The organism is Streptococcus mitis, assembly GCF_003943905.1.
GTDB lineage: Bacteria > Bacillota > Bacilli > Lactobacillales > Streptococcaceae > Streptococcus > Streptococcus mitis_BC.
The window spans coordinates 1-23,171 of sequence record NZ_RJNS01000004.1; the positions used below are offsets into that span (position 1 = coordinate 1).

Sequence of the window (23,171 nt, forward strand, 5' to 3'; positions counted from 1 at the left end):
TTGCGCTTGAGCGATGATTGAGTTAGTACTTGTTTCAGTTGTTTCAGCTGCTTTCGGTTCAGCAGCAATGACTGTTTTATCCTTTTCTGTATAGTTAGATGTTTCATCCGCATAAACAGTTTGCTCTTGAGTCACCACAAATCCTGCAGCCCCCGCGGCCAGGATTCCCCCTATACCCGCTAGCGTGTTAAAACTAAGGTGTGCGTGATCAAGTTCTTCAGTGTCTGACAGGGTACTAGAGACAACTTCACCCATCCCACCGATACGGAAGAGATCCAATTGAGAGTTCGAGGCTTTTACCCAGTTTTTACCCGACTTGTAAAGCTTATAACGCTTTTTCTCATCTACGATCTCGAAATCTTTGTTAAATTTTTTACTTCGAAACATTTGATTCCTTTCTTTTATCCAAATGCGACCCTTTGTTAACCTCATGACCATTAACAAAGCGTAGTTGCGCTGCCCTCTCAAAACCAGAGATAATCAAACCGCAGTCAGTCTCAGTTTTTATCCCTTTGACTCAGAAAAAGCAGGTTCCATATGGAATATACCAGTCGTTCTTATCTAGTATACACCACCTATCATTTTACCAAAACGGATTGCCCTTTTCAAGTAATTATATGCGAAATGACAAATGAAAACACTTAATTTTTGTTAAAAATTCGCTTTTAGAGTTCAAACTATTGAAACTCTCTTACGATTTTCGAAATCAAGCCCATTAATACTTCCAATAAAAAATGACCAAACCATCATTAGAAGAGATCATTTCTTTTGTAAATCCCATACTTTAATCGTTTTTCAGACGTTTTCGAAAGATACAGATGAGGACAAGATTATTAACGCTTTGTAACACCCTGTTCTCATACAAAACGGGAAGCCACTATCAACCTTATCATAGTCATTAAACGAAATGCCTTTAATTGTTAGAACTTTGACAATGTCAAAACCAGGATTTTCATAGCTTTAAACATGACAAAAGAGAGAACCAATCCGATTCCCTCTATGCTTCGTTATATGTCACTCACTACAGTTTCCACTTATTTCCATTCTAATCGGCACTCGACCAAAATTCTGCTCTGCGATACTTGGCTGTCCTAGTTGGTAGATCTGGTCTGCCTTTTGGGTCATGGTATCCCAAGGTTCTTTGCCAATTCGACTGACTAGATGGACCTGCCCTTTCAGAGACTTGAGATGTTGTCTGCCTTTTTCGGTAAAGCCAAGGACATGGATGCCTTCTGGCAAGTCACTTTTTCTGGCCTGTGCCAAAATATAAGTCAAGAGGCGACGTACACGCGCTTTGGTGTATCGCTTGGTCGCAACCGCCTCGACCAATTCGTCAACAGACTGGGCTGTTTTGATAACTTCCTTGACGCGCACTGCCATTTCTTGATTGACCTGATAAATGGTGGTTAGGTCTGGATTTGACAAGATTTGATAGCGGAGCAAGGGAAAATAGTCATCCCAGCTCACCTTACTGGCATGCTCAAAGAGAGCAACAGAGGGCATAAAGCGTTCTAAGAAATCTTGGTCTGATTGATGCTGGCGGAGGGCTGTCGCCGAGGCGAAGTCCACCTCCTTGTCCACAGAATGGTAACCCGCTCCCTGACGCTGAATCGGCTCAAGCTTGATGTTTCGTCCTGCAACCGCCTTAGCATAGGCCAGAGCAAGAACATGATTGGGGGTATTTCCTGAAAAATCCAGACCTGCAAATTCCTTCCACATGGCTTGGGTTTTCTGGGGATAGGAGAGAGAATCAGGCAGATTTTCCACAAATTTCTCCATTTCATCACCTTGCTTTGTGTATAAGTCAGAAATTTTCTGGTAATCCAGAACTTCCTCTGTCCCAAAAGCTAGTCTATCAATCCCTAATCGAGTCAAGATATCCACAGCCCCTTGGCCAAAGAAATCTGCTGCCTGAACACTGACTAAAAAGGGCAATTCCACTACCAGATCTGCTCCATTTTCAAGCGCCATCTGGGCCCGTGTCCATTTGTCCACGATAGCAGGCTCTCCTCTTTGCATGAAGTTCCCAGACATGGCAACAATTTTCAGCCCTTCAGCCTGATCCAGCAGGTATTTGTGGCCATTATGAAAAGGATTGAACTCCGCGATAATACCTGTGATGGTCATGATGTTCTCCTACTACTAGACATTACTTTTCGTTATATTTATTAGCTTCAACTATTTTAAAATCTTCATCTAATTGAGAAATTGTATGAAACAATTCCATAACATTGCTAAAATAATGATTAGATTGATTTATCTTTTTAATAATAAACTCTAAGTTTATTCTTTCATACTCTTCTTCTGATCTAACAGCCAAATCTTGAAGTTGATTCACAAGAATAGTAACGCTATCAATATCATCGATAGAATCATTTTGAGCAATATTTCTTGTTTTTGTTCTCAGAATATTTTCAATAATTCTAATAAATTTAGGCCGTTCAAAATCCTCTAGTACCAAAATGGCAAGTGACAAATAAAGCAGCTCTATATTTCCTTTCAAAGAATATATTACTTTGTATTTTCGTAGATACTTCTGAATTTTCTCTCTAATAAAACGCGTACGTTTCAATTTGTAGTTATCTCTTTCATATATCACTTGTACAATCGAAATCAGAGATAACCCTATAGCTAAATAGAATTGAAACGCCGTATTACTTGAATCAGGTGAAATATCATTTACATTTCCTGTAAAAGCTATTCGAGCAATATACCAGTTTAAAATAATTGAAGCTATCGCTATTATTAAAATAAATAAATGATTCACTAATTTTCGACGACCTAAAATCAAAATTATCAGATATATAACTATCCAAAAAACTAAACTTATCGTCCATAAATAGTTATATGAAACATGACAAGTTTTAAAAACAGAATTCAAAAATAAAGAACTAACATATCCTAGAATAGAAAAAAATGGCGAAATAAATATCCAAAAGATTATGCTACTCGTACTAATTTTATCCCCGCTAGAAGAAGAAAAAAATCTCGTACTAAAACCTTGATACTCTTTCAAATTCATTGAAAGAAAGTTCTTAAGCATAATGTACTCTAATATGACCACAACCAAAATAAAAAAGAATTCTAACATTATTACCTCAATATATTTCGCCAAACCATTCAGACATCCTACTTCTGTGCCACAAAAAAACAACGTCTACTGGTCTCTGTCGGCTCCTTGTCCTCAAAGTCCGCATAGAGTTTGAAGGACTTGAAACCAGCCTGTTCCAATAAAATATCGTAGGTCAAAACCTCATAAGTTCGCTCCTCATGCACTTCATCGTGGCGACTAAAGGAACCGTCAGCCTCCTTGATAAAGAAGGTCAACTCATGCACGATGGAGTGAGGAGCTTCGTCCTCATAGGTGTCCCAAAGCATGGCGAAGTCTTCTGCATTTTCATGGTAGGAATAGCCTGGAAAAACTTCATCTGTCTGGTAGGTCGAATGCACGTCAAAGATAAAAACGCCGTCTTCGTTGAGGGCATTATATACTTCCTTAAAGACGTCTCCTACCTCCACCTCATCCTGCATATAGCAGATAGAGTCCGAATAACACGTGACAAAATCATATTTACCAGCCTTGGACAAATTCAACATGTTGCCTTCAATAAAATCAATCTTTTGCTTGGACGAAGCCGCTCTTTTCTCAGCAGTCTTCAGCATATCCGCGCTCAAGTCAAGTCCTGTCACATCAAAACCAGCCTGAGAAAAGCGCACAGACTGGATACCTGTTCCACAAGCCAATTCCAAGAGTTTTTTTCTATCCTTGGTCTTAGGCAAATGACGTAGCGAAAAATCCGTCCATTTATCGTATAAACTATCGTCCATCACAGCATCGTAAACAGCCGCAAAGGTTTCATAAGTTGCCATAGTCATGATACCAAGTCCGCCCGTAATCGGAATGAAAATTAGGAGCTTGGACTTAGGATCCTGATCCAAGCCAAAGCTATCTATTTTCCGACGATTACAGGACGGGTTCAAATCCTTTCTATCACTTTCCTTTTAAAATAAGCAAAGAAACCCAGTTGACTGCAACTGAGTTCAATTGTAACGCTATAGTCTTTTCGTTTGCTTTTAGTACTAGGCAACGAATTGCAGGCATAACTACAGTTAGGCAAAATGAGTTAACGCCGTAATAAAAGATAAAGGAAAAGACTATAAAGTTTCAGATAAATCTACTGAATCTGCCTCATGCCATAGTTTTTCAAGGTTATAGTGGGCGCGCATTTCTTCTGAGAAGATATGCACAACGACAGCGCCGAGGTCCAGCAAAACCCAGCCTCCTGCTGCATCGCCTTCAACATGGCTGCCTTTAAAGCCTGCTTGAGCTACTTTTTCACGGATATTGTCAGCGATAGCGTCCAACTGACGGCTATTCATCGAGCTAGTGATAACAAAGTAGTCTGTCACACTGGTCAAATCTTGTACATCAAGCGCGAGGATATCCTCCGCACGTTTCTCATCAGCCGCTTTCACGACTAGTTCTAGTAATTCTTTTTCGTTCATTTAGTCCTCTTTCAAATAGTGCACAAAGGCGTTATAGGTTTCAAGGGTTTGGGGATAGATGGGGAATCCCTGATGAGCTAAATGCTCCACGGTACGAGCTGTTTCGTAGGCCACTGCCTTATTGAGCGATAGCTCCGCAATTTCACGTGCCTGGTCCACTCCTGGAAAGACTCGGTTGTGCTCGATATAGTCTGCGACATAGATTACTTTATCTAGATCGGTCATCTGACCAGCACCGACTGTATGGATTTCAATAGCCCGCAGGATTTCTGGATTATGCAAATCCAAATCTTCCTGAATCTTGTAGATGCCAACCATACCATGCCAGACATTATTGCCCCAGTTTTTGAGGTCAGGGTCTAGCTGATAACGGTCAATCAAGTCTAGAAATTCCTGATCTGACAACTTTTTAGCATAGTCATGAAGAAGGCCTGCTAGACCAGCTTTCTCAACATCGACTCCAAATCGCTTGGCAAGCTCTATGGCTGCACGCTCTACACCCAAACAATGGGTTAAACGTTTTTCAGGTAGAAGCTCTGCCATTTTTTCCAACAAAGCCTCACGGGAGCAGTTGATATAGTCTTGATAGGCCATCAGTAGAGCCCCTCCTTCTCGATGTAGTCTAGCACTGGCTGAGGTAGGAGAAAGTTAGGTTTCCGACCTTGGGCAATGAAGTCACGCACCATGCTGGAGGAGATGTCCATGAGAGGCACATCTACCCAGATAACTGGATAGGAAGTCCCTGCCTTGTAGCGTGGACGCTGAACTCCAACAAACTGAACCATGTCGACCAGCTCATTAATTCGGTACCACTTAGGCAGATAGTCCACCATATCAGCCCCGATAATGAAATAATAATCCGTATCTGGATGTTGCTCTGTCAAAATCTTCATGGTGTCGTAGGTGTAGGAAATGCCCTTACGCTCTAGCTCAATGGTTTCAATGGCGAGGCCTTCAATCCCCTCAATCGCCAACTCAAGCATCTTAAGACGATGATGCTCAGGAATGGTTTCCTTTTTATCTACATGAGGTGGTTGGTATTCGGGCATAAGCAAGACCTGGTCCAGTCCTAACTGTTGTCGTACTTGGTCCGCCACGATAAGATGGGCATTGTGAACAGGGTTAAAATTCCCCCCTAAAATCCCGACTTGTTTGCGTTTTTTCTCCTTGATTTCTGGCTCCAACTCTACCTTGGTGAAGGGAGTCAATAATTCGATTGCCATAGGCTCGTCTTCCTTTAATTCTCTGTAAAAACAGTTCTTGGAGTAGGTGTTTAGATTTCTTTGACTTTTTTAGAAATCTTGCGATTTTCTTTCTTGCTAGATTGTTTAAACAAGATCAAGATGCGTCCGATTTTTTGGACAGTATCTACACCGATTTCTTCTTCTAAAATTTCAGCTACTTCGTGGATGTTTTCGTCTGTGTTTTGCAAGAGCGTGACTTTAATCAATTCACGTGCGTCAAGAGCTTGACGGACGCTGGTTTTGATTTGGTCGTTGAGACCATTTTTCCCGATTTGGATGATGGGTTTGAGGGTGTGAGCCTGGCTGTTGAGGAAGGCACGTTGTTTTGATGTTAATGACATAATTTCTTTAAAAGAGTTTCTTTTTATACTTTTCTACGGGCTCGCAACGCTCGCCTTAATAAAGACAACCCTTTCCTTTCTGTGTTTAGATAATTGCTTTGCGTGTGACGACGGCGACGCCTTCTGGTGCCCAGACGGCGACTTTGGCGGTGCCTGTTACGCGGATCCAGCCGAGTCCTGAGATGACCAGGTCAGTCTTGTCCTTGATGGTAAAGACATGCTGGACTAGTTTTGGAAAATCTTCTTTTTCCTTACTATTTGGTGGTATTAAAAGAATTCCGAGGTGCTTGTCGTAAAAGATAGTTGCTCCTTCTAGCTTGGTACGGTGGAGTTTGAGTTCATTGTCAAAGAAGGCTGTAAAACCTTGTTTTTCTCCTGAAATGAAGTCAAATCGTCCCAAACCACCTAAAAATAGAGTTTGCTCAGGGTTAAGTTGATAGGTTTTAGGCTTGATTTCCTTTTTAGGGCTTACATACTTGAGGTTTTTGGCCGTCAAGTAGTGGGCCATCTGGTGGCGGTGGATAACCCCTGGTGTATCGTAGATATAAGATCCGTCGTCAAGCGGAATCTCAATCTTATCCAAGGTTGTCCCCGGGAAACGCGAAGTCGTGATGACATTTTGGTCACCAGTGATTTCTTGGATAATAGCGTTGATAAGGGTTGACTTTCCAACGTTGGTCACACCGACCACATAGACATCGCGGCCCTTACGGTAGTGTTCAATCTTGTCAATGACTTCCTTAATAGCATGCTTGTTTTGAGCTGAAGTTAAGACGACATCAACAGGACGAAGACCTTCTTCGTGGGCACGCTCCATCAGCCACTGGCTAATCTTGCCAGCCTTTACGGACTTAGGTAGAATATCTTTTTTATTTCCAACCAAGAGAACATCATTTCCTGATACAAAACGTGGCAAGCCTGGGATGACAGAGCCATTAAAGTCAAAGATATCAATGACATTGACCACCAAGGCATCACTGTCTCCCACCTCGTGCAAGAGCTTGAGGAAATCATCGTCTGTCAACTGGACATCCGTGATTTCATTATAGTGGCGGAGACGGAAACAGCGTTGGCAATAGACTTCGCCAGTCTCCAAACCTTTTTCAAGTGCCGACTGGGGAGTAAAACCAAGACCAGCCTTGTCTGTCGTCTGAATGGTTGCTCCACAACCAATACAGAGAATTTCTTCCATAGTTAAATTCCTTTTTTATATGTAATTGGTCCGTACTTTTCCGTTATTTTTCGCATGACACGGCGCTCGCGAGCTCGGTTAATCTGCGTTTTGATGGAGTCGTGTTGGACCAAGGGTTTGACTAAGATCGAGCGAATGCCTGCACGGTGGGCTGCTCGTATATCCGTCATGAGTTGGTCGCCGACCATGACCACTTCATTTTTTTCATAGTGAAATTCCTTCATAGCACGGTCAATCCCAAATGTGAAAGGCTTCAAGGCCCAATAAACGTAATCAATCCCAAATTTCTCAACTGCACGTTGAACCCGTTTTTTGGTATTATTTGAGACCACGATAATGCGGATGCCCGCGTCACGGAGGTCATGTAGCCATTGCTTCATCTCTGGCGTCCCATCAGGGTTATTCCAAGCAATGAGGGTATTGTCCAAATCGACCAAAACAGCCTTGATTCCCTGCGCCTGCAGGCTTGGGACTGTCAGATCATAGACTGCTTCCACAGCAAAATCTGGCATATAGTTTTCAATCGCCATTCTGGCTCCTTTTTTTAGTTTCTAGCAATTTTCTTTAAACATTGAGCTAAGACTGCCCATAAAATAAGACTAGCTATCAAAATATAAATCCAAGCATTTGGTTCATCTGTAAACGGTAAGGGAACATTCATTCCGAAAAATCCTGTAATAACCGCAAGGATAGCTAGCAAGACTGAGATAATTGTCAAAGTTGTCAAATTATCATTCAGATTATTATTTAGGATGTTGTTGTAAGAGGCTGAGAGTTGTTGCAAGACTTGAGAAATCAAGTCTGTCATCGAAACCAACTGATGGGCTTCAATCATAGCATCGTCAAACTGCTCTCTCTCAACTTCGTTAAAACCGCGATAAAGAGCATGACCTTGGATATGTTCCAAGAGGAGACGATTTTGTTTAGCAGCAGCTGTCAGATAGACCATACTGGTTTCCAAGTCAGAAAGGGCAAAAAGATTTTTTTTAGTTGTTTTTTGACGAAGAAGTGCACTAATTTCATCCTTACTTTTATCCATCTCTTCAATAACTGGATAATAAGCATTGCAAATAATCTCTAAACTGGCAAAAAGAAATTTGTAAATTGAAATAATTTCATGGCTTTCAAGATAGGTTGCCATACGTTTAATCACATAAGTATTCTTGTGATTGCTAATAGTAATCAGCCGTTGTTTTTCAACGATAAAGGTCATCGGAATCGCTTCATAATATTCTTTGTCTTTTTCTAAATCAAGAACATTATAAATAAAGGTTACCGTCCCCGTTTCACGGTTATAATCCATATGGGCTCGTTCATTTCTATCTAGAGCATACTCAATGGTTTCCTTGTCCAATCCATAGACGTCAGAAAGGTCTTCCATATTTTTAATCTTGTCCACATCAAGGTCTATCCAGGTACAATCATGACCTAGTTTTTTCTCTACAAATAGCATACTCTCTCCTTTGCCAAACTCTTTCTATTGTACCACAAATCTGCCAAAATAGCAGACTTACTCTGTACGGGAAAAGTTGCTGACAACAGTGATATTCCGGTTGGGAACAAAGTGAAGGGCTTGGTCATCGCTTCGAAGTTGGGTCGTACGGATTCCGACACTGACAACCTTGCCAGATACAGTAATCGGTCCATTTGTGAGAATCACTTCGTCGCCCACATCGAGCTGGCGTTCAAAGAGGATGAAAAAGCCATTGATGACATCGGATAGAAAACCTTGTGCTCCCATACCGATAGCCACTCCAGCAATCCCTGCCCCAGCAAGGAGGCTGGAAACTGGCAAACCTAAAATGGACAAGATACAGTAGATTAAAAAGAAATAAAGGCTATAGTTAAAGATATTCTCAAGCAAACGAGAAATGGTCTTTTGTCTGCCAGCATCTCGATTTGACAACTTGAGCGAGGGCTTGACAATCTTTCGTACAGTCGTATGAAGCATCTTTTTAGCTATATAAAATAGCAGAAACAAAATCAAAAGAGAAATCAACTTGGTCAAAAGATTCTCTAATACAGTTGTTACATCCAATTTATCAAGATAACGTTGAAAAAATTCTTGCATACAAAACTCCTTTCTAGTATTATACCACAAATCATCCCGTTCAAATTCCTCATAAATATTCCGATATTCCCCCAAACTCAAAAAAAGACTTGCCTCAACGGCATATTTATACTATAATCATAAACAATACACTTTGAAGGAGACTATTATGAAAAGAATCATTCGAGCCTGGAACAAGGCCAGCCTCATCAAACGTATCCTAATCGGCATGCTTCTGGGAGCCTCTCTAGGGCTACTTTTTCCTAGTCTGTCGGGGCTCAGCATTCTCGGTGACCTATTCGTTGGGGGTCTGAAAGCCATCGCTCCTGTCTTGGTCTTTACCCTCGTCGCAAATGCCCTCTCACAACATCAAAAAGGGCAAGATACCAATATGAAGACCGTTATTTTTCTCTATCTACTCGGTACCTTTGCAGCTGCCTTGATTGCTGTACTGGCTAGTTTTCTCTTCCCAGTCCAGATTACTCTCAGCAGTGCGAGCACAGAGATTGCCCCACCAGACGGCATCGGTCAAGTTCTCAGCAACCTCTTGCTGAATCTCGTGGACAATCCCCTCAACGCCGTCGTCAAAGCCAACTATATTGGAATTCTATCATGGGCTGTTGTCTTTGGACTTGCTATGAGAGAAGCTAGCAAAAACAGCAAGGAGTTGCTCAAAACCATGGCTGATGTAACTTCCAAGATTGTGGAGTGGATTATCAATTTGGCACCTTTCGGAATTATGGGCTTGGTCTTCAAGACCATCTCTGATAAAGGAATTACCAGCCTTGCTAACTACGGAATTTTGCTAGGACTCTTGGTTGCAACTATGGCATTTGTGGCCCTTGTCATCAATCCCCTCATCGCCTTTCTCTTTATGAGAAAAAATCCCTACCCCCTTGTTTTGAAATGTTTGCGTGTTAGTGGGATTACAGCTTTCTTTACTCGTAGTTCTGCCGCTAATATCCCAGTTAATATGAAACTTTGCCAAGATCTAGGACTCAATCCAGATACCTACTCCGTTTCTATCCCTCTTGGCTCGACCATTAATATGGCCGGTGCAGCTGTAACCATTAACATTTTGACTCTAGCTGCTGTCAATACATTAGGAATCTCTGTCGACTTTGGTACAGCCTTTGTCCTCAGTGTAGTGGCTGCCATTTCTGCCTGCGGAGCTTCTGGGATCGCTGGAGGATCACTTCTCCTTATCCCCGTCGCTTGTAGTCTCTTTGGGATTTCAAATGACCTTGCTATGCAAGTAGTCGGAGTTGGTTTTGTCATCGGTGTCGTCCAGGACTCCTGCGAAACTGCCCTGAACTCTTCTACCGACGTCCTCTTTACAGCAGTAGCTGAGTACGCGTCGGCACGTAAAAAATAGATTTTTTAAGACAAGTCTTCCAAGTCTTGTCTTTTGTACTCTTATTCTAGTATTATAGGAAATTCTCATGTCTATCACCCAACGTACGACAAAACTGATATTGGCGACCTGTCTCGCTTGTTTTCTCGCTTATTTTTTAGATTTGTCATCAGCAGTTTCAGCTGGGATTATTGCCCTCTTAAGCCTTTCCGACACGCGCAGAAGCACACTAAAATTGGCACGTAACCGCCTCTTTTCCATGCTCCTAGCGCTCGCTATCGGTGTTCTAGCCTTTCAGCTGACAGGCTTTCACATCTGGAGTCTGGGTCTCTATCTGTCTCTCTATGTGCCTCTAGCCTATAAAATGGACTGGGAAATCGGCATCACACCTAGCAGTGTCTTGGTCAGTCATCTCTTGGTACAGGAGTCTACTTCTCCAGGACTCTTGCTCAATGAAGTGCTCCTCTTTCTCATCGGGACAAGCTTTGCTCTGTTGGTCAACCTTTATATGCCCTCTCGGGAGAAAGCCATCCAAAGTTACCACCTTCAGGTCGAAGAAAAGTTAAAAGACATCCTGCTTCGCTTTAAATACTATCTGTCAAGAGGAGACGGGCGCAATCAAGCCCAACTCGTTGACGAATTAGACAGCCTTCTTGATGAAGCCCTCAAGCTGGTCTATTTGGATCATTCGGACCATCTCTTTCACCAAACGGACTACCACATCCACTACTTTGAGATGAGGCAGAGACAAAGTCGCATCCTACGAAACATGGCTCAACAAATCAACACTTGCCAGTTAGCTGCAAGTGAGAGCTTGATTTTGGCCCAGCTCTTTTCTAAGATTGCTGCCCAGCTAAGCCAGACCAATCCTGCTCATGACCTACTTGATGACATCGAACGCTATCTGCAAGTCTTCCGCAATCGGAGTCTCCCTAAAACACGTGAGGAGTTTGAGACCCGTGCCACCCTCCTGCAGCTACTACGCGAAGCCGAAACCTTTATTCAGGTCAAAGTCGATTTTTATCAGAAATATGGAAACTAGAAATTAAAGAACCTCAGAGGATTCACAAAAGGTGAATACTTCTGAGGTTTTTGTTTTACAGATCTCAACTTGAACATACTTTTTGAAAAAACTCCGCTCTAATATCTATCTCAAATTTTTCAGTATTGAGCCACGACACGGAGTTTGGCAAATCTACTCTATTTGCCAAATGTAGTTAGTAAGACTGGTTGCTATTTGGCTTCCCCATCATTACGACGGTAAAGCCCATGAATAGATACCATTAATGGGCTTTGCCTAGTGAAGCGGTTATCGATTGTTAGATTACGACACTGAGTTTTACAAATCGATTTCATTTGTAAAACGTAGTTACGACGGAAAAATCCACGAATCGATACTATTCGTGGATTTTTCCTAGTGAAGCGTTTAGGTAGACCGCCATAGCGGTTACCGTCAAATGACAGCAACTTTATGTTGCTAGTCATTTGTAACGATTCACATCTTCTCTTCCAACTCTACATCTGGATATTTATCCGCAAACCAGCGAAGGGCAAAGTCGTTTTCAAAAAGGAATACTGGTTGGTCAAAACGGTCTTTGGCTAAGATATTACGGCTTGAAGACATACGCTCGTCTAGGTCCTCTGGTTTGATCCAACGAACGGTCTTTTTACCCATTGGGCTCATGACCACTTCTGCATTGTACTCGCCTTCCATGCGGTGCTTAAAGACTTCAAACTGGAGTTGACCAACAGCGCCTAGCATGTACTCGCCTGTTTGGTAATTCTTATAAAGCTGAATAGCTCCTTCTTGCACCAATTGTTCAATCCCCTTGTGGAAGGATTTTTGTTTCATGACGTTCTTGGCAGAAACTTTCATGAAAATCTCAGGTGTAAAGGTTGGCAGTGGTTCAAATTCAAACTTGTTTTTTCCAACCGTCAAGGTGTCTCCAACCTGATAAGTACCGGTATCGTAAACCCCGATGATATCACCTGCTACGGCATTAGTGACATTTTCACGACTTTCCGCCATAAATTGAGTGACATTCGACAGTTTAGCTCCCTTACCAGTACGAGGCAGATTGACACTCATTCCACGCTCAAATTCACCCGATACGATACGCACAAAGGCGATACGGTCACGGTGACGAGGGTCCATGTTAGCTTGGATTTTAAAGACAAATCCTGAGAAATCCTTGTCATAAGGATCCACAATTTCGCCGTCTGTTTTCTTGTGTCCATGAGGTTCTGGAGCAAACTTAAGGAAGGTCTCAAGGAAGGTCTGCACCCCAAAGTTTGTCAAGGCTGAACCGAAGAAGACCGGAGTCAGTTCTCCTGCAAGAATAGCTTCTTCCGAAAACTCATTTCCTGCTTCATTCAAAAGCTCAATATCATCCTTGACTTGCTCATAAAATGGGTTACTTCCAAAGAGTTTGTCCCCTTCTTCCAGACTGGCAAAACGTTCATCCCCTTTATAAAGTTCCAAGCGTTGGTTATAAAGGTCATACAATCCTTCAAAGGCTTTCCCCATACCAATTGGCCAGTTCATGGGGTAGCTAGCAATGCCCAAGACTTCTTCCAATTCTTGTAAGAGATCTAGTGGCTCACGACCGTCACGGTCCAATTTGTTCATAAAGGTAAAGACTGGAATGCCACGGTGCTTCACAACCTCAAACAATTTCTTGGTTTGGGCCTCGATACCCTTGGCAGAGTCCACGACCATGACTGCAGCATCCACCGCCATCAAGGTCCGATAGGTATCTTCTGAGAAGTCCTCGTGCCCTGGTGTGTCTAGGATGTTGACGCGTTTTCCGTCGTAGTCAAACTGCATAACAGATGAAGTGACCGAAATCCCACGTTGTTTCTCGATATCCATCCAGTCAGACTTGGCAAAAGTCCCTGTTTTCTTACCTTTTACGGTACCAGCCTCACGAATCTCGCCCCCGAAGTAGAGCAACTGCTCAGTGATGGTTGTTTTCCCGGCGTCCGGGTGGGAAATAATGGCAAAGGTACGGCGTTTCTTGATTTCTTCTTGAATAGTCATAAGTTCTCTTTCTTTGATTCTCTATTTTTGGTTGTTTCATATAGCTAAGAATGATGTTTACATTGGATTTTACCATTCCTTTCAACTCACCATTATATCGGATTTTATGGAGTTTTTCAATTGCTCATCCGATGAAAAAGGTAAGCTAGAGCACAGATTTCACCTGATTTCTCTTTTTCCACCGTTTCTTGAACAAGATATCAAAGAGAACCAGAGCCAGTGAAAGTATGATGGACACAAGGAGATACTTTATCCATAGAGGAGCATTCGAGATAAATGGTGTATCTCTTAAGAGGCCATAATTTCCGCCCGTCACCTGATTAACCCCAACTAGAAAGAGATTGAGGATAAAGGTATAGGCTACAATCATATATTTCTTGAGTAGGCTCTTATCATAGTGATTCATCAAGTAGACTAAGGAATTCACCAAAAGAGCATAGTGCCCAATCAAAAACGAAAAGCTGGTGATATGGGGAAAATCATAGGGGTCAAAAACGGGGTAAACCAGTGCAAAGATCGCTCCACTAGCTCCTAAAAGAGCAAAATATTGCTTGCTCCGCCATTTATCTGGTAAGAAAACCACCACAAACATAGCTAAACGGCAATGATAAAAAGGAAGACTATTAGAAAAGGGAATGCCAAAACCAACATACCAACTATAAAGAGCTAGCAACTGGAGGACCTGAAGCCCCTTAAACAAATAGACAAAGCGTGGATTCTTGTGATAAGCAAGCGCCCCATAAATACAAAGCACTAAGACAAGCATCATAACCCCATACCAAAAAAGCGGAATGGGAGGAGGGACTGTCTGAGTTCTGGTGATAAATTGATGGAACATATTTCTATCCTAGCTCTTATTTTCTCTATTCTCTAGTTTAACCATTATAGCGAATTAAAAACGATTTTTCAATTTCTATTTCTTTTCAGTTTGCCTTAGCTTATTTATAGGAAAATATGGTAAAATAGAACAGACTAAAAATCATCATTTCACGAAAGGATGCAAGATGAAAATTACGCAAGAAGAGGTAACACACGTTGCCAATCTTTCAAAATTAAGATTCTCTGAAGAAGAAACTGCTGCCTTTGCAACAACGCTGTCTAAAATTGTCGATATGGTTGAGTTGCTGGGCGAAGTCGACACTACTGGTGTCGCACCTACTACAACGATGGCTGACCGTAAAACCGTACTCCGCCCTGATGTGGCCGAAGAAGGAACTGACCGTGATCGCTTGTTTAAAAATGTACCTGAAAAAGATAACTACTATATCAAGGTACCAGCTATCCTAGATGATGGAGGAGATGCCTAATGACTTTTAATAACAAAACCATTGAAGACTTGCACAACCTCCTTGTCTCTAAGGAAATTTCTGCAACTGAATTGACACAAGCAACGCTTGAAGATATCAAATCTCGCGAGACGGCTATCAATGCTTTTATTACCATCGCTGAGGAGCACGCTCTTGCTCAAGCTAAGGCTATTGATGAAGCTGGAATTGATGCTGACAATGTCCTTTCAGGAATTCCACTGGCTGTTAAGGATAATATCTCTACCGACGGTATCCTCACAACTGCAGCCTCAAAAATGCTCTACAACTATGAGCCTATCTTTGATGCAACAGCCGTTGCTAATGCCAAAGCTAAAGGTATGATTGTTGTCGGGAAAACTAACATGGACGAATTTGCCATGGGTGGGTCTGGTGAGACTTCTTACTATGGTGCCACTAAAAATGCTTGGGACCACAGCAAGGTTCCTGGTGGATCATCTAGCGGTTCCGCAGCTTCTGTAGCTTCAGGACAAGTTCGCTTGTCACTCGGATCTGATACAGGGGGTTCTATCCGCCAACCTGCTGCCTTCAACGGGATCGTTGGTCTCAAACCAACCTACGGAACCGTTTCACGTTTCGGTCTCATTGCCTTCGGTAGCTCATTAGACCAGATTGGACCTTTCGCTCCTACTGTTAAGGAAAATGCCCTCTTGCTCAATGCGATTGCTAGCGAAGATGCCAAAGACTCTACTTCTGCTCCTGTCCGCATTGCCGACTTTACTTCAAAAATCGGCCAAGACATCAAGGGCATGAAAATTGCTTTGCCTAAGGAATACCTTGGTGAAGGGATTGATCCAGAAGTTAAGGAAACAATCTTGAATGCGGCCAAAAACTTTGAAAAACTCGGTGCTATCGTCGAAGAAGTGAGCCTTCCTCACTCTAAATACGGTGTTGCCGTTTACTATATTATCGCTTCATCAGAAGCCTCCTCAAACTTGCAACGCTTTGACGGTATCCGTTATGGCTACCGCGCAGAGAATGCAACTAATCTTGATGAAATCTATGTAAATAGTCGTAGCCAAGGTTTTGGTGAAGAAGTGAAACGCCGTATCATGCTGGGTACTTTCAGTCTTTCGTCAGGTTACTACGACGCCTACTACAAGAAGGCTGGACAAGTCCGTACCCTCATCATTCAAGATTTCGAAAAAGTCTTTGCGGATTACGACTTGATTTTGGGACCAACTGCTCCAAGTGTTGCCTACGACTTGGATTCACTCAACCATGACCCAGTTGCCATGTACTTGGCTGATCTTTTGACCATCCCAGTCAACTTGGCTGGTCTACCAGGAATTTCGATTCCTGCTGGATTCTCTCAAGGTCTACCAGTCGGTCTGCAATTGATCGGTCCTAAATACTCAGAAGAAACCATTTACCAAGCTGCTGCTGCTTTTGAAGCAACAACAGACTACCACAAACAACAACCCGTGATTTTTGGAGGTGATAACTAATGAACTTTGAAACAGTCATTGGACTTGAAGTCCACGTAGAGCTTAACACCAATTCAAAAATCTTCTCACCTACTTCTGCCCACTTTGGAAATGACCAAAATGCCAACACTAACGTGATTGACTGGTCTTTCCCAGGAGTACTTCCAGTTCTCAATAAAGGGGTTGTCGATGCTGGTATTAAGGCAGCACTTGCCCTCAACATGGACATCCACAAAAAGATGCACTTTGACCGCAAGAACTATTTCTACCCTGATAATCCAAAAGCCTACCAAATTTCTCAGTTTGATGAGCCAATCGGTTATAACGGCTGGATTGAAGTGGAGCTAGAAGACGGTACAACTAAGAAAATCGGTATCGAACGCGCTCACCTAGAGGAAGACGCTGGTAAAAACACCCACGGTACAGATGGCTACTCCTATGTTGACCTCAACCGCCAAGGGGTACCATTGATTGAGATTGTATCTGAGGCCGATATGCGTTCACCAGAAGAAGCCTATGCCTATCTGACAGCCCTCAAGGAAGTCATCCAGTACGCTGGCATTTCTGATGTTAAAATGGAAGAAGGTTCTATGCGTGTGGATGCCAATATCTCCCTTCGTCCTTATGGCCAAGAGAAATTCGGTACCAAGACTGAGTTGAAGAACCTCAACTCCTTCTCAAATGTCCGTAAAGGTCTTGAATACGAAGTCCAACGCCAAGCTGAAATCCTTCGCTCGGGTGGTCAAATCCGCCAAGAAACACGCCGTTACGATGAAGCTAACAAAGCAACCATCCTCATGCGTGTCAAAGAAGGTGCTGCAGACTACCGCTACTTCCCAGAACCAGACCTACCACTCTTTGAAATCTCAGATGAGTGGATTGAGGAAATGCGCACTGAATTGCCAGAGTTTCCAAAAGAACGGCGTGCTCGCTACGTATCTGACCTTGGCTTGTCAGACTACGATGCTAGCCAGTTGACTGCAAACAAAGTCACTTCTGACTTCTTTGAAAAAGCTGTTGCCCTCGGTGGCGATGCCAAACAAGTCTCTAACTGGCTCCAAGGCGAAGTCGCTCAGTTCTTGAATGCTGAAGGCAAAACACTAGAACAAATCGAATTGACACCAGAAAACTTGGTTGAAATGATTGCCATCATCGAAGATGGTACCATCTCCTCTAAGATTGCCAAGAAAGTCTTTGTCCATCTGGCTAAAAATGGCGGTGGCGCGCGTGAATACGTGGAAAAAGCTGGATTGGTGCAAATCTCAGATCCAGCTATCTTGATTCCAATCATCCACCAAGTCTTTGCGGATAACGAAGCTGCCGTTGCCGACTTCAAATCAGGTAAACGCAACGCAGACAAGGCCTTCACAGGCTTCCTCATGAAAGCAACCAAAGGCCAAGCCAACCCACAAGTTGCCCTTAAACTACTTGCACAAGAATTGGCGAAGTTGAAAGACAGTGAGTAATTCACTCTTTAAACACTTTTTTCTACTTTTAAAACGAGAATGAGACAAGGGGAATAAATGAACAAATTTTTACGATTGCTATTTGCATTAGTCATCATCGCTATGTTAGGCGCTTCTATACTACAAATTTTCTTTCCATCATACATGGGAAGCCACTCCGGGTACGGAATATCTGCTGGTTGGCAACGAGAAATTGGAATATGGAATTTAGCTGTATTGATTATTATTCTCGCTGTCAATATTAAATACGATTGGTTTTATCTACGAGTCGTACTTTTTGCTCTCATTCTTGGCGGGATTGGAATAGGAACAAATCACTTACTCAATTATATGGAGTATCACTCTCCTGTAAATGCTATCGGTGCTTTTGAGAACTACTTGCTAGCAATAGGGTGGATTGTAGGATGGCTCATCGAGCGCCATTCCATAAAGAAGCTAAATGCTAGCAAATCTTAGATGATTTTTAAAGAGTATCAAATAATTTAATAATTATTTGAGTTATGAAATCAACCTTTTCAATAGTCTCAATGCCAATCAAAAACCCTCCAACGAACTCGCTAAACAAAAGGTCAACAAAGTTTGGACAGGCCTCTACGAGATTGAAGCAACCAGTATCTTGCTTGAAGACCTCAGCTATGACCAAGAAAGTCTTTGTCCACCTGGCTAAAAATGGCGGTGGTGCGCGTGAATACGTGGAAAAAGCAGGTATGGTCCAAATCTCAGATCCAGATATCTTGATTCCAATCATCCACCAAGTCTTTGCGAATAATGAAGCTGCCGTTGCCGACTTCAAATCAGGTAAACGCAACGCAGACAAGGCCTTCACAGGCTTCCTCATGAAAGCAACCAAAGGCCAAGCCAACCCACAAGTCGCCCTTAAACTCCTCGCCCAGGAACTGGCGAAGTTGAAAGAAAACTAGACAGAACAAAACCAGCCCTCAGGTTGGTTTTTTCTTCTCTACCAACTCCCAATAACTATTTTGGCTTTATTTCCAGAGTATTTTATGGTAAAATGAAGAGTAATAATATTTATTAAAGAGGTAAAAACATGATTGAAGCAAGTAAATTAAAAGCTGGTATGACCTTTGAAACAGCTGACGGAAAATTGATCCGCGTTTTGGAAGCTAGCCACCACAAACCAGGTAAAGGAAACACGATCATGCGTATGAAATTGCGTGACGTCCGTACTGGTTCTACATTTGACACAAGCTACCGTCCAGAGGAAAAATTTGAACAAGCTATCATCGAGACTGTACCAGCTCAATACTTGTACAAAATGGATGACACAGCTTACTTCATGAATACAGAAACTTACGACCAATACGAAATCCCTGTAGTCAACGTTGAAAACGAATTGCTTTACATCCTTGAAAACTCAGAAGTGAAAATCCAATTCTACGGAACTGAAGTGATCGGTGTTACCGTTCCTACTACCGTTGAGTTGACAGTTGCAGAAACTCAACCTTCTATCAAAGGTGCTACTGTTACAGGTTCTGGTAAACCAGCAACGATGGAAACTGGACTTGTCGTAAACGTTCCAGACTTCATCGAAGCAGGACAAAAACTCGTTATCAACACTGCAGAAGGAACTTACGTTTCTCGTGCCTAATCTCTAGAAAGAGGTCATTCTATGGGAATTGAAGAACAACTTGGCGAAATCGTTATCGCCCCACGTGTACTTGAAAAAATCATTGCTGTTGCTACTGCAAAGGTAGAGGGCGTACACTCTTTTTCAAACAAATCAGTATCTGATACCCTTTCAAAACTTTCACTCGGCCGCGGCGTTTATCTTAAAAACGTGGACGAAGAACTCACAGCTGATATCTACCTCTACCTAGAGTACGGAGTAAAAGTTCCTAAGGTAGCGGTTGCTATCCAGAAAGCTGTTAAAGATGCCGTCCGTAATATGGCTGATGTAGAACTCGCTGCTATCAATATCCACGTTGCAGGTATTGTTCCAGATAAAACACCAAAACCAGACTTGAAAGACTTGTTTGATGAGGACTTCCTCAATGACTAGTCCACTATTAGAATCTAGACGTGAGCTCCGTAAGTGTGCCTTTCAAGCTCTTATGAGTCTTGAGTTTGATACAGACGTCGAAACTGCTTGTCGTTTCGCCTACACACACGATCGTGAAGATACGGATGTGCAACTCCCAGCCTTTTTGACAGAGCTCGTTTCTGGTGTTCAGGCTAAAAAGGAAGAACTAGACAAGCAAATCACACAGCATTTAAAAGCAGGTTGGACCATTGAACGTTTAACGCTCGTGGAGAGAAACCTCCTTCGCTTAGGAGTCTTTGAAATCACTTCATTTGACACTCCACAGTTGGTTGCTGTTAACGAAGCTATCGAGCTTGCAAAGGACTTCTCAGATCAAAAATCTGCCCGTTTTATCAATGGACTGCTCAGCCAGTTTGTAACAGAAGAACAGTAAATAGAAAAAGTGTTTGACAAACATCAAACACTTTTTTCTTTGCCTTCCACTATCTAAAAAAGTGGTAATAGATATAATTGTAAACAAAAATCCAGATAGGTTTTGCATGATTGAGAAAGTTAAAAAAACTATGGCAGAGAATCGTTAATCTCAGATTGTCGGTAGAACGATAGACAAGGGCAAAAAAGAGACCAATCAGACTATAATATAATAAACTAATTGGGTCCCGGTGAGATAGTATCAAATGACTAAGTCCAAAGATAAGGCCTGATAAGATGACATCTAAATAGTACTTTGACTTAGGAAAGAAGGTATTCATAAAATACCCTCTATCAAGAGTCTCCTCAAAAACAGGGCCGATGATTACAGGCAGGATAAAAGATAAGATAGTCGATAAAAAAGTTGGTTGTCCATTTGAAAGAACCACGGTAAAATACTCATCATGAATATTCCTATGATTAATCAAATGAGCATAGCGTGCCCAAAAATTACCGAGAATCTGATAAACCACATAACTTGCAAATAAGTAGAAGACAAATGACCAGTTCCAGCTCTTTTTCTCAAAGATAAAGAGCATCTTTTGCTTTTTTAACCACCAAATTAATAGAAGGCAAATTCCTACTAATCCTATTGTTAAAATAAGGGAATAGACATCAGCGCCTAACCCTAAAATGATCGTCACATACAATCCAATTGTTTGTGGTAAATAGGTAGATAGTAAAATAATAAGCAAAAATATTCCAAACTGTCTTAGTTTCTTTGTGTTTCTCATCGTACTTTTTTTGAAAGATTATCCTGCTCGGAAGCCGTACTTCCAAGCATCTCTATAAGAATTAAGTGCCCCTTGCCCCATATAGGAAGCAAATTCTCTATAATATAACCATCTACCATCTCCATCTTCCCAAATAGCAAGACCGCCTGAGATTTGGTCTATGTCTTCTGACGAAAGAACTGTAAATGTATCTGTACCTGTCATTGCAAGAACCTTCTTAAAATATTGTTGTAGGCTCACATCTACAGTATACTTCTTTTTTATCTATTTTATTAGTCTTCTCCTCAACTATCAATTTTTCGTCCTGAAATGTATGTTCTCTAGAAAAAATGCTAGAACCTTTACTCAGTTCTAGCTTTCTTTTTAGTATTTTCTAAAGCGTTGGTAACGTTCTTCGAGGAGCTGTTCCAAGGCTAAGCCTTGCAAGCGTTCAAGCTCTGCACGCAATTCATTTTTAAGGTGAGCTTGCAGTTCTTTACTTGAGAGACCTGCTTCTGAGATTACCTTGTCCACGATTCCCATTTCTAGGAGTTCATGTGAAGTGATTTTCATCAACTCTGCCGCCTCCATGGCACGGCTTCCATCCTTCCAAAGGATAGAGGCAAAGCCTTCTGGGCTGAGTACGGCATAGATCGAATTTTCCAGCATCCAGACACGGTCAGCAACGGCTAGTGCTAATGCACCTCCAGACCCTCCTTCACCGATAATAATCGCGATGATTGGAACCTTGAGGTCGCTCATTTCCATCAGGTTTCGAGCGATTGCTTCCCCTTGTCCACGTTCCTCAGCTCCAACACCTGGGTAAGCACCAGCAGTGTTGATGAAGGTTACAACTGGACGACCAAATTTTTCTGCCTGTTTCATCAAACGAAGAGCCTTGCGATAGCCTTCTGGATGGGGTTGCCCAAAGTTCCGTTTGAGGTTATCATGAAGACTCTTCCCCTTTTGGATACCAACGACAGTTACTGCTTGTTCACCTAACCAGCCAATTCCACCGATAACCGCACCATCATCGCGGAAAGAGCGATCTCCATGCAATTCGATAAACTCGTCAAAGATTCCATTGGCAAAATCAAGTGCGGTCAAACGACTCTGCTCGCGTGCCTCTCTGACTATTTTTGCAATATTCATCCGCGACTTCCTCCATGCAATCTTACTAATTTAGCAATTGTTTCAGGCAATTCTCTCCGTTTGACAATTGCATCAACAAATCCATGTTCAAGCAGAAATTCTGCCTTTTGGAAGTCATCCGGTAAGGTCTCACGAACTGTATTTTCGATAACACGACGTCCAGCAAAACCAACCAAACTCTGTGGCTCAGCTAGGATAATATCCCCTTCCATAGCAAAAGAAGCGGTCACCCCACCTGTTGTCGGATCGGTTAAAATAGTTAGGTAAAAAAGTCCTGCCTTGGAATGACGTTGAACTGCCGCAGAAATCTTAGCCATCTGCATCAAGCTCATGATTCCTTCTTGCATACGGGCTCCACCAGAAGCTGTGAAGAGAACGACTGGCAAGTTTTCTACCGTTGCATACTCAAACAAGCGCGTGATTTTTTCACCCACAACGGTTCCCATAGAAGCCATGATAAAGTTTGAATCCATGATCCCAAGGGCAACTTTTTGTCCCTTGATGCTAGCTGTACCAGTCAGTACTGCTTCATCCAAACCTGTCTTTTCACGCATACTAGCTAGTTTTTTCTGGTAGCCAGGAAAGTTTAATGGATCTTGAGTTTCAATACCCGTAAACATCTCCACAAAGGTGTCAGAATCAATCGTCAAATCCAAGCGTTCCTGAGCTGAAATACGGAAAGTATAGCTACAATGGGGACAAATTCGTTCGCTCCCAAGATCCTTTTGGTAAATGGTGTGTTTACAACCAGGACACTGGGAGAAGAGTTCATCCGGAACCTCAGGCTTGGCTTGTGGTTTCTGCCTTACGGAACGGTTAGGATTGATCCGAATATACTTATCCTTTTTACTAAATAGAGCCATAACTCCCCCTTTTAGTTCTCATACT

At 42.3% G+C, this 23,171-nt stretch carries 27 protein-coding genes and 3 pseudogenes; 12 read left to right on the plus strand and 18 right to left on the minus strand.

The features are described from left to right. Positions 1 to 387: KxYKxGKxW signal peptide domain-containing protein (locus D8854_RS07345; protein WP_185768081.1), on the minus strand; the 387-nt coding region annotated here is incomplete at its 3' end. Between the two features lie 362 nt (positions 388 to 749). Here D8854_RS07345 and D8854_RS09965 point away from each other — a divergent pair. Next, positions 750 to 999, plus strand: a pseudogene (locus tag D8854_RS09965) (ISL3 family transposase); the annotation flags it as partial. A 15-nt stretch (positions 1,000 to 1,014) separates the two neighbouring features. Here D8854_RS09965 and D8854_RS07350 read toward each other — a convergent pair. The 11 genes from D8854_RS07350 to D8854_RS07400 form a co-directional block, all read right to left on the minus strand. Next, positions 1,015 to 2,127: a nucleotidyltransferase gene (locus D8854_RS07350; protein WP_125450365.1), complete on the minus strand. Its 1,113-nt coding sequence runs from the start codon at positions 2,125 to 2,127 to the stop codon at positions 1,015 to 1,017. Between the two features lie 22 nt (positions 2,128 to 2,149). Beyond that, a complete protein-coding gene (locus D8854_RS07355) occupies positions 2,150 to 3,091 on the minus strand; it encodes a hypothetical protein (protein ID WP_000889001.1) in 942 nt (313 codons plus the stop codon). 38 nt (positions 3,092 to 3,129) lie between these two features. Further along, positions 3,130 to 3,870 (minus strand): class I SAM-dependent DNA methyltransferase, encoded by a 741-nt coding sequence (locus D8854_RS07360; protein WP_185768083.1) that lies wholly within the window; start codon positions 3,868 to 3,870, stop codon positions 3,130 to 3,132. 285 nt (positions 3,871 to 4,155) lie between these two features. Next, positions 4,156 to 4,506, minus strand: coding sequence for a ribosome silencing factor (gene rsfS, locus D8854_RS07365; RefSeq protein WP_125450366.1), 351 nt, complete (start codon positions 4,504 to 4,506; stop codon positions 4,156 to 4,158). After that, positions 4,507 to 5,100 (minus strand): bis(5'-nucleosyl)-tetraphosphatase (symmetrical) YqeK, encoded by a 594-nt coding sequence (gene yqeK, locus D8854_RS07370; protein ID WP_125450367.1) that lies wholly within the window; start codon positions 5,098 to 5,100, stop codon positions 4,507 to 4,509. Next, a complete protein-coding gene (locus D8854_RS07375; RefSeq protein WP_125450368.1) occupies positions 5,100 to 5,729 on the minus strand; it encodes a nicotinate-nucleotide adenylyltransferase in 630 nt (209 codons plus the stop codon). Before D8854_RS07375 ends, yqeK begins: the two co-directional genes overlap by 1 nt. 50 nt (positions 5,730 to 5,779) lie before the next feature. Next, positions 5,780 to 6,091, minus strand: a complete 312-nt coding sequence (gene yhbY / locus D8854_RS07380) for a ribosome assembly RNA-binding protein YhbY (RefSeq protein ID WP_000060169.1) — start codon at positions 6,089 to 6,091, stop codon at positions 5,780 to 5,782. A gap of 85 nt (positions 6,092 to 6,176) precedes the next feature. Beyond that, a complete protein-coding gene (gene yqeH, locus D8854_RS07385; protein WP_125450370.1) occupies positions 6,177 to 7,283 on the minus strand; it encodes a ribosome biogenesis GTPase YqeH in 1,107 nt (368 codons plus the stop codon). Between the two features lie 2 nt (positions 7,284 to 7,285). Continuing rightward, positions 7,286 to 7,813 carry a YqeG family HAD IIIA-type phosphatase gene (locus D8854_RS07390; protein ID WP_000963744.1) on the minus strand — a complete coding sequence of 176 codons (528 nt, stop codon included), beginning with the start codon at positions 7,811 to 7,813 and terminating at the stop codon, positions 7,286 to 7,288. Between the two features lie 14 nt (positions 7,814 to 7,827). Continuing rightward, a complete protein-coding gene (locus D8854_RS07395) occupies positions 7,828 to 8,736 on the minus strand; it encodes a magnesium transporter CorA family protein (RefSeq protein ID WP_125450371.1) in 909 nt (302 codons plus the stop codon). A gap of 57 nt (positions 8,737 to 8,793) precedes the next feature. After that, the gene (locus D8854_RS07400; RefSeq protein ID WP_125450372.1) at positions 8,794 to 9,354 is read right to left on the minus strand and encodes a mechanosensitive ion channel family protein; all 561 of its coding nucleotides are present in this window, start codon (positions 9,352 to 9,354) and stop codon (positions 8,794 to 8,796) included. A gap of 148 nt (positions 9,355 to 9,502) precedes the next feature. Here D8854_RS07400 and sstT point away from each other — a divergent pair, with 148 nt between their 5' ends. Next, positions 9,503 to 10,708 carry a serine/threonine transporter SstT gene (gene sstT / locus D8854_RS07405; RefSeq protein WP_125450373.1) on the plus strand — a complete coding sequence of 402 codons (1,206 nt, stop codon included), beginning with the start codon at positions 9,503 to 9,505 and terminating at the stop codon, positions 10,706 to 10,708. Positions 10,709 to 10,775: 67 nt separating this feature from the next. Next, complete coding sequence (locus D8854_RS07410) at positions 10,776 to 11,729, plus strand: aromatic acid exporter family protein (RefSeq protein WP_125450374.1); 954 nt, start codon at positions 10,776 to 10,778, stop codon at positions 11,727 to 11,729. 453 nt (positions 11,730 to 12,182) lie between these two features. Here the strand turns inward: D8854_RS07410 and D8854_RS07415 are convergent, their stop codons facing one another. Then, positions 12,183 to 13,727 (minus strand): peptide chain release factor 3, encoded by a 1,545-nt coding sequence (locus D8854_RS07415; RefSeq protein ID WP_125450375.1) that lies wholly within the window; start codon positions 13,725 to 13,727, stop codon positions 12,183 to 12,185. A 145-nt stretch (positions 13,728 to 13,872) separates the two neighbouring features. Next, the gene (locus D8854_RS07420) at positions 13,873 to 14,565 is read right to left on the minus strand and encodes a TIGR02206 family membrane protein (protein WP_125450376.1); all 693 of its coding nucleotides are present in this window, start codon (positions 14,563 to 14,565) and stop codon (positions 13,873 to 13,875) included. Positions 14,566 to 14,731: 166 nt separating this feature from the next. Here D8854_RS07420 and gatC point away from each other — a divergent pair, with 166 nt between their 5' ends. The 9 genes and pseudogenes from gatC to nusB all read left to right on the plus strand — a co-directional run bounded on the left by gatC (position 14,732) and on the right by nusB (position 20,380). Continuing rightward, entirely contained in the window at positions 14,732 to 15,034 is a 303-nt protein-coding gene (gene gatC, locus D8854_RS07425; RefSeq protein WP_000705419.1) for an Asp-tRNA(Asn)/Glu-tRNA(Gln) amidotransferase subunit GatC, read from the plus strand. Beyond that, the gene (gene gatA / locus D8854_RS07430) at positions 15,034 to 16,500 is read left to right on the plus strand and encodes an Asp-tRNA(Asn)/Glu-tRNA(Gln) amidotransferase subunit GatA (RefSeq protein ID WP_125398550.1); all 1,467 of its coding nucleotides are present in this window, start codon (positions 15,034 to 15,036) and stop codon (positions 16,498 to 16,500) included. The genes gatC and gatA overlap by 1 nt, the downstream gene beginning before the upstream one ends. After that, the gene (gene gatB / locus D8854_RS07435) at positions 16,500 to 17,945 is read left to right on the plus strand and encodes an Asp-tRNA(Asn)/Glu-tRNA(Gln) amidotransferase subunit GatB (RefSeq protein WP_061588418.1); all 1,446 of its coding nucleotides are present in this window, start codon (positions 16,500 to 16,502) and stop codon (positions 17,943 to 17,945) included. Before gatA ends, gatB begins: the two co-directional genes overlap by 1 nt. Before the next feature lie 57 nt (positions 17,946 to 18,002). Beyond that, on the plus strand, positions 18,003 to 18,401 hold the full coding sequence (locus tag D8854_RS07440; RefSeq protein ID WP_125450377.1) for a hypothetical protein: 399 nt from the start codon (positions 18,003 to 18,005) through the stop codon (positions 18,399 to 18,401). A 64-nt stretch (positions 18,402 to 18,465) separates the two neighbouring features. Continuing rightward, positions 18,466 to 18,597 (plus strand): annotated as a pseudogene (locus D8854_RS07445) (SPFH domain-containing protein); the annotation flags it as partial. Next, a pseudogene (locus D8854_RS07450) lies at positions 18,572 to 18,865 on the plus strand (glutamyl-tRNA amidotransferase); the annotation flags it as partial. The pseudogenes D8854_RS07445 and D8854_RS07450, both read left to right, overlap by 26 nt. A gap of 128 nt (positions 18,866 to 18,993) precedes the next feature. After that, a complete protein-coding gene (gene efp, locus D8854_RS07455; RefSeq protein WP_000568642.1) occupies positions 18,994 to 19,554 on the plus strand; it encodes an elongation factor P in 561 nt (186 codons plus the stop codon). Between the two features lie 21 nt (positions 19,555 to 19,575). Beyond that, a complete protein-coding gene (locus D8854_RS07460) occupies positions 19,576 to 19,965 on the plus strand; it encodes an Asp23/Gls24 family envelope stress response protein (RefSeq protein WP_000510598.1) in 390 nt (129 codons plus the stop codon). Beyond that, a complete protein-coding gene (gene nusB / locus D8854_RS07465; RefSeq protein ID WP_000203631.1) occupies positions 19,958 to 20,380 on the plus strand; it encodes a transcription antitermination factor NusB in 423 nt (140 codons plus the stop codon). The genes D8854_RS07460 and nusB overlap by 8 nt, the downstream gene beginning before the upstream one ends. Positions 20,381 to 20,429: 49 nt before the next feature. Here nusB and D8854_RS07470 read toward each other — a convergent pair whose 3' ends face one another. From D8854_RS07470 to accD, 4 genes are all read right to left on the minus strand, one after another. Then, positions 20,430 to 21,152: a CPBP family intramembrane glutamic endopeptidase gene (locus D8854_RS07470; RefSeq protein WP_142999510.1), complete on the minus strand. Its 723-nt coding sequence runs from the start codon at positions 21,150 to 21,152 to the stop codon at positions 20,430 to 20,432. An 18-nt stretch (positions 21,153 to 21,170) separates the two neighbouring features. After that, on the minus strand, positions 21,171 to 21,356 hold the full coding sequence (gene briC, locus D8854_RS09775) for a biofilm-regulating peptide BriC (RefSeq protein WP_142999511.1): 186 nt from the start codon (positions 21,354 to 21,356) through the stop codon (positions 21,171 to 21,173). Positions 21,357 to 21,515: 159 nt separating this feature from the next. Continuing rightward, positions 21,516 to 22,283, minus strand: coding sequence for an acetyl-CoA carboxylase carboxyl transferase subunit alpha (locus D8854_RS07480; protein WP_125450380.1), 768 nt, complete (start codon positions 22,281 to 22,283; stop codon positions 21,516 to 21,518). Next, complete coding sequence (gene accD / locus D8854_RS07485; protein WP_001173376.1) at positions 22,280 to 23,146, minus strand: acetyl-CoA carboxylase, carboxyltransferase subunit beta; 867 nt, start codon at positions 23,144 to 23,146, stop codon at positions 22,280 to 22,282. Before accD ends, D8854_RS07480 begins: the two co-directional genes overlap by 4 nt. Between the last annotated feature and the right edge of the window lie 25 nt (positions 23,147 to 23,171).

What these genes read in the sequence shown, in the direction of transcription:
- D8854_RS07350 (WP_125450365.1), bottom strand. Translation starts at nt 2,127, where the DNA reads ATGACCATCACAGGTATTATCGCGGAGTTCAATCCTTTTCATAATGGC.
- D8854_RS07355 (WP_000889001.1), bottom strand. Translation starts at nt 3,091, where the DNA reads ATGTTAGAATTCTTTTTTATTTTGGTTGTGGTCATATTAGAGTACATT.
- D8854_RS07360 (WP_185768083.1), bottom strand. Translation starts at nt 3,870, where the DNA reads ATGGCAACTTATGAAACCTTTGCGGCTGTTTACGATGCTGTGATGGAC.
- rsfS (WP_125450366.1), bottom strand. Translation starts at nt 4,506, where the DNA reads ATGAACGAAAAAGAATTACTAGAACTAGTCGTGAAAGCGGCTGATGAG.
- yqeK (WP_125450367.1), bottom strand. Translation starts at nt 5,100, where the DNA reads ATGGCCTATCAAGACTATATCAACTGCTCCCGTGAGGCTTTGTTGGAA.
- D8854_RS07375 (WP_125450368.1), bottom strand. Translation starts at nt 5,729, where the DNA reads ATGGCAATCGAATTATTGACTCCCTTCACCAAGGTAGAGTTGGAGCCA.
- yhbY (WP_000060169.1), bottom strand. Translation starts at nt 6,091, where the DNA reads ATGTCATTAACATCAAAACAACGTGCCTTCCTCAACAGCCAGGCTCAC.
- yqeH (WP_125450370.1), bottom strand. Translation starts at nt 7,283, where the DNA reads ATGGAAGAAATTCTCTGTATTGGTTGTGGAGCAACCATTCAGACGACA.
- D8854_RS07390 (WP_000963744.1), bottom strand. Translation starts at nt 7,813, where the DNA reads ATGGCGATTGAAAACTATATGCCAGATTTTGCTGTGGAAGCAGTCTAT.
- D8854_RS07395 (WP_125450371.1), bottom strand. Translation starts at nt 8,736, where the DNA reads ATGCTATTTGTAGAGAAAAAACTAGGTCATGATTGTACCTGGATAGAC.
- D8854_RS07400 (WP_125450372.1), bottom strand. Translation starts at nt 9,354, where the DNA reads ATGCAAGAATTTTTTCAACGTTATCTTGATAAATTGGATGTAACAACT.
- sstT (WP_125450373.1), top strand. Translation starts at nt 9,503, where the DNA reads ATGAAAAGAATCATTCGAGCCTGGAACAAGGCCAGCCTCATCAAACGT.
- D8854_RS07410 (WP_125450374.1), top strand. Translation starts at nt 10,776, where the DNA reads ATGTCTATCACCCAACGTACGACAAAACTGATATTGGCGACCTGTCTC.
- D8854_RS07415 (WP_125450375.1), bottom strand. Translation starts at nt 13,727, where the DNA reads ATGACTATTCAAGAAGAAATCAAGAAACGCCGTACCTTTGCCATTATT.
- D8854_RS07420 (WP_125450376.1), bottom strand. Translation starts at nt 14,565, where the DNA reads ATGTTCCATCAATTTATCACCAGAACTCAGACAGTCCCTCCTCCCATT.
- gatC (WP_000705419.1), top strand. Translation starts at nt 14,732, where the DNA reads ATGAAAATTACGCAAGAAGAGGTAACACACGTTGCCAATCTTTCAAAA.
- gatA (WP_125398550.1), top strand. Translation starts at nt 15,034, where the DNA reads ATGACTTTTAATAACAAAACCATTGAAGACTTGCACAACCTCCTTGTC.
- gatB (WP_061588418.1), top strand. Translation starts at nt 16,500, where the DNA reads ATGAACTTTGAAACAGTCATTGGACTTGAAGTCCACGTAGAGCTTAAC.
- D8854_RS07440 (WP_125450377.1), top strand. Translation starts at nt 18,003, where the DNA reads ATGAACAAATTTTTACGATTGCTATTTGCATTAGTCATCATCGCTATG.
- efp (WP_000568642.1), top strand. Translation starts at nt 18,994, where the DNA reads ATGATTGAAGCAAGTAAATTAAAAGCTGGTATGACCTTTGAAACAGCT.
- D8854_RS07460 (WP_000510598.1), top strand. Translation starts at nt 19,576, where the DNA reads ATGGGAATTGAAGAACAACTTGGCGAAATCGTTATCGCCCCACGTGTA.
- nusB (WP_000203631.1), top strand. Translation starts at nt 19,958, where the DNA reads ATGACTAGTCCACTATTAGAATCTAGACGTGAGCTCCGTAAGTGTGCC.
- D8854_RS07470 (WP_142999510.1), bottom strand. Translation starts at nt 21,152, where the DNA reads ATGAGAAACACAAAGAAACTAAGACAGTTTGGAATATTTTTGCTTATT.
- briC (WP_142999511.1), bottom strand. Translation starts at nt 21,356, where the DNA reads ATGACAGGTACAGATACATTTACAGTTCTTTCGTCAGAAGACATAGAC.
- D8854_RS07480 (WP_125450380.1), bottom strand. Translation starts at nt 22,283, where the DNA reads ATGAATATTGCAAAAATAGTCAGAGAGGCACGCGAGCAGAGTCGTTTG.
- accD (WP_001173376.1), bottom strand. Translation starts at nt 23,146, where the DNA reads ATGGCTCTATTTAGTAAAAAGGATAAGTATATTCGGATCAATCCTAAC.